Origin of the sequence: Curtobacterium sp. B8, from assembly GCF_000333315.1 — a bacterium.
In the GTDB taxonomy this organism is placed as follows: domain Bacteria; phylum Actinomycetota; class Actinomycetes; order Actinomycetales; family Microbacteriaceae; genus Curtobacterium; species Curtobacterium luteum.
Genome location: NZ_BACW01000084.1, coordinates 1 through 11,202 on the forward strand (window position 1 = coordinate 1; position 11,202 = coordinate 11,202).

10 protein-coding genes and 1 pseudogene are annotated in these 11,202 nt (G+C 72.3%); all 11 read left to right on the forward strand.

The window, feature by feature from the left end; all coding sequences use genetic code 11:
• Positions 1 to 412 (forward strand): annotated as a pseudogene (locus tag I59_RS22515) (hypothetical protein); the annotation flags it as partial.
• 319 nt (positions 413 to 731) lie between these two features.
• Complete coding sequence (gene efp / locus I59_RS02330; RefSeq protein WP_022902498.1) at positions 732 to 1,295, forward strand: elongation factor P; 564 nt, start codon at positions 732 to 734, stop codon at positions 1,293 to 1,295.
• An 11-nt stretch (positions 1,296 to 1,306) separates the two neighbouring features.
• The gene (gene nusB / locus I59_RS02335; RefSeq protein WP_022902499.1) at positions 1,307 to 1,783 is read left to right on the forward strand and encodes a transcription antitermination factor NusB; all 477 of its coding nucleotides are present in this window, start codon (positions 1,307 to 1,309) and stop codon (positions 1,781 to 1,783) included.
• 57 nt (positions 1,784 to 1,840) lie between these two features.
• On the forward strand, positions 1,841 to 2,476 hold the full coding sequence (gene pyrR / locus I59_RS02340) for a bifunctional pyr operon transcriptional regulator/uracil phosphoribosyltransferase PyrR (protein WP_022902500.1): 636 nt from the start codon (positions 1,841 to 1,843) through the stop codon (positions 2,474 to 2,476).
• Complete coding sequence (locus I59_RS02345) at positions 2,473 to 3,468, forward strand: aspartate carbamoyltransferase catalytic subunit (protein WP_022902501.1); 996 nt, start codon at positions 2,473 to 2,475, stop codon at positions 3,466 to 3,468. Before pyrR ends, I59_RS02345 begins: the two co-directional genes overlap by 4 nt.
• The gene (locus I59_RS02350) at positions 3,465 to 4,820 is read left to right on the forward strand and encodes a dihydroorotase (protein ID WP_022902502.1); all 1,356 of its coding nucleotides are present in this window, start codon (positions 3,465 to 3,467) and stop codon (positions 4,818 to 4,820) included. The genes I59_RS02345 and I59_RS02350 overlap by 4 nt, the downstream gene beginning before the upstream one ends.
• Entirely contained in the window at positions 4,817 to 5,362 is a 546-nt protein-coding gene (locus I59_RS02355) for a hypothetical protein (RefSeq protein ID WP_022902503.1), read from the forward strand. The genes I59_RS02350 and I59_RS02355 overlap by 4 nt, the downstream gene beginning before the upstream one ends.
• Positions 5,362 to 6,561, forward strand: a complete 1,200-nt coding sequence (gene carA / locus I59_RS02360; protein WP_022902504.1) for a glutamine-hydrolyzing carbamoyl-phosphate synthase small subunit — start codon at positions 5,362 to 5,364, stop codon at positions 6,559 to 6,561. The genes I59_RS02355 and carA overlap by 1 nt, the downstream gene beginning before the upstream one ends.
• Positions 6,561 to 9,839: a carbamoyl-phosphate synthase large subunit gene (gene carB / locus I59_RS02365; RefSeq protein WP_022902505.1), complete on the forward strand. Its 3,279-nt coding sequence runs from the start codon at positions 6,561 to 6,563 to the stop codon at positions 9,837 to 9,839. The genes carA and carB overlap by 1 nt, the downstream gene beginning before the upstream one ends.
• Positions 9,840 to 9,910: 71 nt before the next feature.
• Positions 9,911 to 10,783: an orotidine-5'-phosphate decarboxylase gene (gene pyrF / locus I59_RS02370; protein WP_022902506.1), complete on the forward strand. Its 873-nt coding sequence runs from the start codon at positions 9,911 to 9,913 to the stop codon at positions 10,781 to 10,783.
• Positions 10,780 to 11,202, forward strand: a 423-nt coding sequence (gene mihF / locus I59_RS02375; RefSeq protein WP_022902507.1) for an integration host factor, actinobacterial type, incomplete at its 3' end; no start/stop codon positions are given. The genes pyrF and mihF, both read left to right, overlap by 4 nt.

Here is an 11,202-nt window from a genome sequence, read left to right on the forward strand (position 1 = left end):
CTCGAGGAGTCCCGCGACCTCGTCGAAGCAGCAGATCCGGGACCAGTTGCGACCGTCGGCCCTGCGCGACGTCGCGGTCCGCGAGCTGTTCGGGGTCGTGTCGGCGGCGCGGAAGCTCCCGCGACGGGTGGACCGCATCACCGAGGCCATCGAGACCGGTCGGCTGTCGGTCAACATCCGTCTCTTCGGCGACCGGCAGGACCGACGGCTCGTCACGGGGCTGATCCGGCGGATCCTGCTCGTGCTGCTCGGCTCCGGGGCCGGGATCCTGGCGATCGTGTACCTGACCGTGCCGGCGCGGCCGACGGCGGTGCTGTCGACCGGGGCGGCCGGCGGGCTGCTCGGCGGGGCGGCCGTGGTGCTGCTCGGGTGGGCTGCGCTCGACGCGTGGCGGGCGCGGCGGCGGGACTGAGCGGGCGGGGCGCAGGCACGGTGCGCGGAGCTCCCTGCACGGTGCGAGGTTGTGCACACGGTGCGGCGGAACAACGTCGCACGCTGTGGGCAGCCTCGCACCGTCCCGGCCGCGGTCGCACGGTGCGAGGCCGCCGCACCGTCCCGGCCGCGGTCGCACGGTGCGAGGCCGCCGCACCGGACGCCGCCGCGCGGCGCCGCGCGGGGCGGCACGACCCCGTCCGCTACACTCGACGGGGCGTCGCGCCGATCCGGCCAGCGACCGCCGCGCCGGACCACGCGTCCGCGAGACCTTCACAACACCATCGAACGGAAGACCCATGGCGAGCACCACTGACATCAAGAACGGCGCCGTTCTCATCATCGACGGCCAGCTCTGGTCGGTCGTCGAGTTCCAGCACGTCAAGCCGGGCAAGGGCGGTGCGTTCGTCCGCACCAAGCTCAAGAACGTCGTCTCCGGCAAGGTCGTCGACCGCACGTTCAACGCGGGCGCCAAGATCGACACCGCGACCGTCGACCGCCGCGACTACCAGTACCTGTACCAGGACGGCGAGTCCTACGTGTTCATGGACACCGACACCTACGACCAGATCCCCGTCTCGGAGACCGTCGTCGGCGACGCGAAGAACTACCTCCTCGAGTCCGCGATGGTCACCATCGCGATGAACGAGGGCAACCCGCTCTACATCGAGCTCCCGACGTCGATCGTCACCGAGGTCGAGACCGAGCCGGGGCTCCAGGGCGACCGTTCGTCCGGTGGCACGAAGGACGCGACGATCATCGCGACCGGTCACCGCATCCAGGTCCCGCTGTACCTGGAGAACGGCACCACCGTGAAGATCGACACGCGCGACGGCAGCTTCCTCGGCCGCGTCAACAACTAGGCGCTCGTCCTATGAGTGCTCGTTCGAAGGCCCGCAAGCGCGCCCTCGACATGCTGTACGTGGCAGAGGTCCGCGACCTGCCGATCGCTGACGTCCTCGCCACCGAGACCGTCCGGCACCTCGACCAGCCCGAGCGCGCCTCGAGCTGGGACTACGCCCGCCAGATCGTCACGGGCGTCGACGAGGCACGGCACGAGATCGACTCCGTGATCGTCGACCACGCCCAGGGCTGGTCCATCGCGCGGATGCCCGTGCTCGACCGGTGCATCCTCCGGATGGGCGTCTGGGAGCTCCGGTTCAACAGCGAGGTCCCCGACGCGGTCGCGATCGCCGAGGCGGTCGAGCTCGCGCAGTCGCTGTCCACCGAGGAGTCCGCCGGCTTCGTGAACGGCGTCCTCGGCGCCGTCGCGGGCGGCCGGGCCCCCGGTGCGAAGCAGCACGACGCACCGTCCGGTCGGACGGTCGCAGGAGACCGGGAGTCCCGGTAGGGTTGACCACGTCAGCGTCCTTTAAGTCCGTCCGGTGAGGCGGGGAAGGAGGTCGGCGTGGGCGCCAGAACGGTCCTGCAGAACACCGACATCACGCGTGCTCTGACACGCATCGCGCACGAGATCCTCGAGGCCAACCACGGCGCCTCGGACCTCGTGCTCCTGGGCATCCCGACGCGGGGTGCCGTCCTGGCGGAGCGCCTCGCGGCGATCCTGTCCGACATCGAGCCCGAGTGGGCGGCCGACCGCGAGCAGCGGCTCGGCACCCTCGACGTGACGATGCACCGGGACGACCTCGGGCACGGCATCGGTCGCGCGCCGCACCGCACGACGATCCCGACGAGCGGCATCGACGGCAAGGTCGTCGTGCTCGTCGACGACGTGCTGTACTCCGGCCGCACCGTGCGCGCGGCGCTCGACGCCCTGCAGGGGATCGGCCGTCCCCGGGCGGTGCGGCTCGCCGTCCTCGTCGACCGCGGGCACCGCGAGCTGCCGATCCGGGCGGACCACGTCGGCAAGAACCTCCCGACGGCCTCCGACGAGCGCGTGACGCTGCGGCTGACCGAGACCGACGGCCGCGACGAGGTCGTCATCGAGCAGATCGAGCCGCAGCAGCCCGCCGCGCAGCAGCCCGCCGCGCAGCAGCCCGCCGCGCAGCAGCCCGCCGCGCATCGCACGGGGGTGACCTCGTGAAGCACCTGCTCTCCACCGCCGACCTCTCGCGGGCCGACGCGATCGGCATCCTCGACGTCGCCGAGGAGATGGCCGAGGTGAACACCCGCGAGGTGAAGCGGCTCCCGGCCCTCCGCGGCAAGACGGTCGTGAACCTCTTCTTCGAGGACTCCACCCGGACCCGCATCTCGTTCGAGGCCGCCGCCAAGCGCCTCTCGGCCGACGTCATCAACTTCGCCGCGAAGGGCTCGAGCGTCTCCAAGGGCGAGTCGCTCAAGGACACCGTCCAGACGCTCGGGGCCATGGGCATCGACGGCATCGTGATGCGGCACGGTGCCTCGGGCGCGCCGCGCGTGCTCGCGGACGCGGACTGGATCGACGTCCCGGTCGTGAACGCCGGGGACGGCACGCACGAGCACCCCACCCAGGCGCTGCTCGACGCCTTCACCATGCGCCGCCGGCTGCACGGTGCCGCGAGCCGCGGGAAGGGCCTCGACGGGGTCCGGGTCGCGATCGTCGGCGACGTCCTGCACAGCCGCGTGGCGCGGAGCAACGCCTGGCTGCTCGCGACGCTCGGGGCCGAGGTGACCTTCGTCGCCCCGCCGACCCTGCTGCCCGCGGTCGACCGTCCGTTCGGCGCCGCGGTCCACCACGACCTCGACGTCGCCCTGGCGGAGGACCCGGACGTCGTGATGCTCCTGCGCATCCAGCAGGAGCGCATGCACGACGCGTTCTTCCCGAACGAGCGCGAGTACACCCGGCACTTCGGCCTGACCGCCGCCCGCGCGGCGGGGCTGTCCGAGCGGACGCTGATCATGCACCCGGGGCCGATGAACCGCGGCCTCGAGATCGCCGGCGTCGCGGCCGACGACCCCCGCTCGACCGTCGTCGAGCAGGTCGCGAACGGCGTCAGTGTCCGCATGGCCGTCCTCTACCTGGCCCTCACCGGATCGGCTCCGGCGACCTCGGTCGCGCAGCCGGCCGCAGCACCCACGAAGGAGCCCGTCGCATGACCGCCCACCTCATCCGCGGCGCGCAGCTGGTCGACGGCACGCGTGCCGACATCCGTCTGGAGGGACGCCACGTCACCGCGGTCGGGTCCGGTCTCGACGCGGCCGGTGCGACGGTCGTGGACGCGGACGGTCTCGTCGCGCTGCCCGGCCTCGTCGACCTCCACACCCACCTCCGCGAGCCCGGCGGCGAGGAGGCCGAGACCGTCCTCACCGGGTCCCGCGCCGCGGCCGCCGGCGGCTTCACCGCCGTGAACGCGATGGCCAACTCGAACCCGGTCGCGGACACCGCCGGGGTCGTCGAGCAGGTCCAGGCGCTCGGCGACGACGCCGGCTACGTCACGGTCCGGCCGATCGGCGCGGTGTCGCAGGGCCTCCAGGGCACGCACCTGTCGGAGATCGGCGCGATGGCGACGAGCCGCGCGCGGGTCCGGGTGTTCTCGGACGACGGCTCGTGCGTCGCCGACCCGCTGCTCATGCGCCGTGCCCTCGAGTACGTCAAGGGCTTCGGCGGCGTCATCGCGCAGCACGCCCAGGAGCCGCGCCTGACCATCGGCGCCCAGATGAACGAGGGACGGCTGTCGTCGGAGCTCGGGCTCGCGGGCTGGCCGGCAGTGGCCGAAGAGGCGATCATCGCCCGGGACGTGCTCCTCGCCGACCACGTCGGCGCGCGGCTCCACGTCTGCCACGTGTCGACCGCCGGCAGCGTCGAGGTCATCCGCTGGGCGAAGTCCCGCGGCATCGACGTCACCGCCGAGGTGACGCCGCACCACCTCGTCCTCACCGAGGACCTCATCGCCGGGGTCGACGGCGCGCCCGGGTACGACGCCCGCTACAAGGTGAACCCACCGCTCCGCGCCCGCGAGGACGTCGACGCCCTCCGGGCAGCCCTGGCGGACGGCACGATCGACATCGTCGCGACCGACCACGCGCCGCACACCTCGGAGGCGAAGTGCTGCGAGTGGCCGGCCGCCGCGAACGGCATGGTCGGCCTCGAGTCCGCGCTCAGCGTCGTGCAGGCGGCCGTGGTCGAGAGCGGGCAGCTCGGCTGGGCCGACGTCGCGCGGGTGCTGTCCGAGGCCCCGGCACGCATCGGACGGGTCGAGGGCCACGGCCAGCGCATCGCCGAGGGAGCGCCGGCCGAGGTCACGCTGTACGACCCGAGCGCGGTGCGCGACTTCTCGGTCGCCGACCTCGCCGGCCAGTCACAGAACTCGCCGTACCTCGGCATGCGCCTGCCCGGTCGGGTCGTCGCGACCTTCCACCACGGCTTCCCGACCGTCCTCGACGGCGCGGTCGTCGATGCCGGGACCGTAGCGGCGCACGCCGCAGGCGTCCGGGCGGCGGCACGGTGAGCGGCGACGCGGCCCGGTGGCTCACGGGTGGGGTCATCCTCCTCCTGGTGGCGCTGCTCTTCGTCGCCATGGCGCGCACCTGGCGGAGCCGGACCCGCGCGCAGGCCGCAGCCGTGCCTCCCGTGCCGGTGCCCGCGGACCCGGGTCCGCAGGCCGGGTCGTGGGACGGGTTCACCGTCGCGACGACCCGCGCCGACCAGCCGCTGGAGCGGATCACGGCGGGCGGCCTGGGCTTCCGCAGCCGCGGCGGCGTGACCGTCCACGAGCGCGGCGTGGTCCTGCACCACGCCGGAGCAGCCGACCGCTGGGTCGCTGCCGACGCCCTCCGCGGCGCCGACCGCGCGACCTGGGCCATCGACCGGGTCGTCGAACCCGGGGGACTGGTCCGTCTGCGATGGACGGCGACCGGCGCCGCAGGTGCGACGGACCTCGACACCTACTTCCGGTTCCTGGAGGGCGACGCTGCAGCAGCACTCGCCGCCCTGCAGGGACTGACGACGAAGCACGAGCACCCGCACACCGCGGGCGAAGGGACGAACTGATGACACGCGAACGGGCCGTACTGGTCCTCGAGGACGGCACCCGCTACGAGGGACGGGCGTACGGCGCCCGAGGCCGAACCCTGGGTGAAGTGGTCTTCGCGACCGGGATGACGGGCTACCAGGAGACGCTGACCGACCCGTCCTACGCCGGGCAGATCGTGGTGCAGACCGCGCCGCACATCGGCAACACGGGCGTCAACGACGAGGACCCGGAGTCCCGTCGCATCTGGGTCGCCGGCTACGTGGTGCGCGACCCCAGCCGCATCGTCTCGAACCACCGGGCGAACGCCACGCTCGACGACCACCTGGTGCGGGACGGCATCGTCGGCATCTCGGGCGTCGACACCCGCGCGCTCACCCGCCGGATCCGTGACGCCGGTGCCATGAAGGGCGGCGTGTTCAGCGGACCCGAGGCGGAGCTGTCCGCCGAGTCGCAGCTGGACGCGGTGCGGGCACAGGCCACCATGGCCGGGGCCAGCTTCTCCGCCGTCGTGTCGACGCCGGAGACCTACGTCGTCCCGGCGGTCGGCGAGCAGATCGGCCGACTGGCCGTGCTCGACCTCGGCGTGAAGGCCTCGACCACGCGCTACCTCGCCGAGCGCGGCTTCGAGGTGCACGTCGTGCCGCAGGACATCACGGCCGAAGCGCTCGAAGCGCTGGACCCCGACGCGCTCTTCTACTCGAACGGACCCGGTGACCCGGCGGCGAGCGACGCGCAGGTGTCGCTGCTGCAGGAGTCGCTGAAGACGGGGCGACCGTTCTTCGGCATATGCTTCGGCAACCAGCTGCTCGGGCGTGCGCTCGGCTTCGGCACCTACAAGCTGCCCTTCGGACACCGCGGCATCAACCAGCCGGTGCTCGACACCACCACGGGCAAGGTCGAGATCACGAGCCAGAACCACGGCTTCGCGGTCGACGCACCCCTCGGCGAGGTCCTCGAGTCGCCGGCCGGGTTCGGTCGCGTCGAGGTGTCGCACTACTCGCTCAACGACAACGTGGTCGAGGGTCTCCGTGCGCTCGACGTGCCCGCGTTCAGCGTGCAGTACCACCCCGAGGCCGCGGCCGGCCCGCACGACTCCATGTACCTGTTCGACCGGTTCGCGGACCTGGTCCGAGCCCGTCGCGAGGGGAAGCCGCTCGACGCGGCGACCGCCGACACCACGACCCCCGCAGCCGACGTCACCAAGGAAGCCAACTGATGCCGAAGCGCGCAGACATCAACTCCGTCCTCGTCATCGGCTCCGGTCCGATCGTCATCGGGCAGGCCGCCGAGTTCGACTACTCCGGCACCCAGGCGTGCCGCGTCCTCCGAGCCGAGGGCGTCCGCGTCATCCTCGTCAACCCGAACCCGGCGACGATCATGACCGACCCGGACTTCGCCGACGCGACCTACATCGAGCCGATCACGAGCGCGTCGCTCGAGGAGATCATCAAGATCGAGCAGCCCGACGCGGTCCTGCCGACCCTCGGCGGCCAGACGGCGCTCAACGCGGCCATCAAGCTCGACGCCGAGGGCATCCTCGACAAGTACGGGGTCGAGCTCATCGGCGCCAAGGTCGACGCGATCCAGCGCGGTGAGGACCGCCAGCTCTTCAAGGAGCTCGTGCTCGAGTCCGGCGCCGACGTCGCCCGGAGCCACATCGCGCACACGCTCGAGGAAGCCAAGGAGTACGCGCAGGACCTCGGCTACCCGCTCGTCGTCCGGCCGTCCTTCACGATGGGCGGCCTCGGCTCGGGGTTCGCGTACAACGAGGAGGAGCTCGTCCGCTTCGTGGGTGACGGCCTCCAGTCCAGCCCGACCACCGAGGTGCTCCTCGAGGAGTCGATCCTCGGCTGGAAGGAGTACGAGCTCGAGCTCATGCGCGACAACTTCGACAACACGGTCGTCATCTGCTCGATCGAGAACGTCGACCCGGTCGGCGTCCACACCGGCGACTCGATCACCGTCGCGCCCGCGCTGACGCTGACCGACCGCGAGTACCAGAACATGCGGAACATCGGCATCGACATCATCCGTCGTGTCGGGGTCGACACCGGTGGCTGCAACATCCAGTTCGCCGTCGACCCGTCGAACGGCCGCGTCATCGTCATCGAGATGAACCCCCGCGTCTCCCGTTCGTCGGCGCTCGCGTCGAAGGCCACCGGCTTCCCGATCGCGAAGATCGCCGCGAAGCTCGCCATCGGGTACCGCCTCGACGAGATCGAGAACGACATCACCCGGGTCACGCCGGCGAGCTTCGAGCCGACGCTCGACTACGTGGTCGTGAAGACCCCGCGGTTCGCGTTCGAGAAGTTCCCCGCGGCGGACGCCACCCTCACCACGACCATGAAGAGCGTCGGCGAGGCGATGGCGATCGGCCGCAACTACGCCACCGCCCTGCAGAAGTCGCTCCGCTCGCTCGAGAAGCGCGGATCGTCGTTCCACTGGGACACCCCGGCAGCGGAACTCGACAAGGACGCCCTGCTCGCGAAGTCGGCGATCCCGACCGACGGGCGCATCGTCACCGTGCAGCAGGCGCTCGTCGCCGGCGCCACCGCGGCCGAGGTGTTCGAGGCCACGAAGATCGACCCGTGGTTCATCGACCAGATCGTGCTCATCAACGAGGTCGCGTCCGAGGTCGCCGCCGCCGAGACCCTGGACGCGGACACCCTGCGCTGGGCCAAGGAGCACGGGTTCTCGGACGCGCAGATCGCATCGTTGCGTGGGATCTCCGAGCAGCAGGCGCGCGACACCCGCCACGGCTTCGGCATCCGGCCGGTCTTCAAGACGGTCGACACCTGCGCCGGTGAGTTCCCGGCCCTCACGCCGTACCACTACTCGTCGTACGACGCCGAGACCGAGGTCGCCGCGAGCGACCGCAAGAAGGTCGTCATCCTCGGCTCCGGCCCGAACCGCATCGGCCAGGGCGTCGAGTTCGACTACTCCTGCGTGCACGCGTCCTTCGCGCTGAGCGACGCCGGGTTCGAGACGATCATGATCAACTGCAACCCCGAGACGGTCTCGACCGACTACGACACCTCGGACCGCCTGTACTTCGAGCCGCTCACCACCGAGGACGTCCTCGAGGTCATCGCGGCCGAAGCGGCGTCCGGCGAGCTCGTCGGTGTGGTCGTGCAGCTCGGCGGGCAGACCGCCCTCGGGCTCGCGAAGCCGCTCGAGGCCGCGGGCATCCCGATCCTCGGTACCTCGCCGTCCGCGATCGACTCCGCCGAGGAGCGCGGGCAGTTCTCCGCGATGCTCGACGAAGCCGGGCTCCTCGCACCGCGCAACGGCACGGCCCACGACCTCGCGAGCGCGACCGCGGTGGCGGAGGAGATCGGCTACCCGGTCCTCGTCCGCCCGTCCTTCGTGCTCGGCGGGCGCGGCATGGAGATCGTGTACGACCCGGCCGCCCTCGCGGACTACTTCGACCGGATGGCCGACCAGGCGATCATCGGTCCGGAGCTGCCGCTGCTGGTCGACCGCTTCCTCGACGACGCGGTGGAGATCGACGTGGACGCCCTCTTCGACGGCGAGCGGCTCTACGTCGGGGGGATCATGGAGCACATCGAGGAGGCCGGCATCCACTCCGGCGACTCGGCGTGCACCCTGCCCCCGGTCGGCCTCGGCAAGGCGGAGATCCGCGGCGTGGTCGAGGCCACCGAGCGGATCGCCCGCGGCATCGGCGTGCAGGGCCTGCTGAACGTCCAGTTCGCGATCGGCGCCGGCGTGCTCTACGTCCTCGAGGCGAACCCCCGTGCCAGCCGCACGGTGCCCTTCGTCTCGAAGGCGCTCGGCATCCCGCTGGCGAAGGCCGCGAGCCGCGTCATGACCGGGACCTCGATCGACGCGCTCGTCGCCGAGGGCCTGCTGCCCGAGCGGGACGGCTCGTCGGTGCCCGCGCAGGCGCCGGTCGCCGTGAAGGAGGCCGTGCTGCCCTTCCGCCGCTTCCGCACCCACGACGGGCAGGTCGTCGACTCGGTGCTCAGCCCCGAGATGCGCTCCACCGGCGAGGTCATGGGCATCGACCGTGACTTCCCGCGGGCGTTCCTCAAGTCGCAGGACGCGGCGTACGGCGGACTGCCGACGAGCGGCACGGTCTTCGTGAGCGTCGCCGACACCGACAAGCGGCAGGTCGTCCTGCCGATCCACCGTCTGCAGCAGCTCGGCTTCACGATCACCGCGACCGAGGGCACCGCCGAGGTCCTCCGCCGCAACGGCATCGAGGTCACGCTGGTCGGGAAGTACAGCGAGGGCGGGGAGAGCGTCGTCGACCTGCTCGCCCGCGGCGAGGTCGACATCGTCATCAACACCCCGTCCGGCGCGGCCGGTCGTGCGGACGGCTACGAGATCCGTGCGGCCACGGTCGCCGCGGACAAGCCGCTCTTCACGACGATCGCCCAGCTCGGCGCGGCGGTCGCCGCGATCGAGACGATCGGCACCGAGCACACGGTCCGCAGCCTGCAGGACTACGCGCTCGAGCGCGCCACCTGGTGAGCGCGGTGGCACAGCCTGGGTCCACGCCGCCGGTCCCGGACCGACGCGCCAGCGGTCGGTCGGCCGTGCCGATGGGGGGAGGCGCGGCCTCCTTCGGCGTCCGGCTCGCGTCCGCCATGGCGTCGCGTTCGGCGCTGTGCGTCGGCATCGACCCCCACGCCGCCACCCTGGCGGCGTGGGGGCTCGGCCGCGACGAGGAGGGCCTCACCGCCTTCGGCGCGACCCTGGTCGACGCGGCCGCCGGCCGCGCCGCCGTGGTCAAGCCGCAGATCGCGTTCTTCGAGGCCGCCGGGGTGGCGGGCTTCCGCGCGCTCGACGCGACGCTCCGTCGGGCGCGCGATGCGGGCCTCCTGGTCGTCGCCGACGTGAAGCGGGGCGACATCGGCAGCACCGGTGACGACTACGCGGAAGCCTGGATCGACCGCGATGGTCCGTTCCGGGCGGACGCCATGACGGTGTCGCCGTACCTCGGCTACGGCTCGCTGCGCGGCACGATCGACACGGCGCGGGCGAACGGCGCGGGTGTCTTCGTGCTCGCTGCGACGAGCAACCCCGAGGCGCGCGTGCTGCAGACGGCCGTGCTCGCCGAGGGGCAGCGTGCGGGCCGGACCGTGGCTGCCGGTATCGTCGAGGACGTGGCAGACGACAACCGGAACGCGGGCGATGCGCCCCTCGGCGACGTCGGGCTCGTGCTCGGCGCGACCCTCGACCTCGGCGACTTCGGCATCTCCGGCGACGACATCGGCATCGCGCCGGTGCTCGCGCCGGGCTTCGGCGCGCAGGGGGCCCGCATCGAGGACCTCCGCTCGCTCTACGGCTCCCGGGCCGAGCAGGTGCTCGTGAACGAGTCGCGCGGCCTGCTCGTCGAGGGGCCGGACGGGGTCGCCGCGCTCGTCGCGGACCGCGCGGACCGCATCGCCGCCGCACTCGGGGCCGCCGCGTGACGGACGGGAACGACCGCGAGGCGCTCCCGGCGCACCGGAACCCGCCGGAGGTCGACCGTGTCGCCGCCGCGCAGGCAGCGGTCGCGGCCCGGCGCGCCCGGGCAGCGGTCAAGGCGGCCGTCGTCGCGGGGGAGCGGACACCGCTCGAGGTCTGCCGTGCCGCCTGGTCCGACGAGGGCGCCCCAGCAGAGAAGTCCCTCCGGGTCCGCGATCTGCTGACCTCCCTGCAGAACATCGGTCCGGCGCGCGCCGACGCCGTCATGCGGACGCTGCGCATCGCCTCGTCCAAGCGCCTCGGCGGACTCGGGGTCCGGCAGCGGGACGCCCTGGCCGAGTGGCTCGCCGCCCCCGTCGGGAAGCGCACCGCGTCGAAACTCGTCGTGCTCGCAGGCCCGACCGCGGTCGGCAAGGCCACGGTC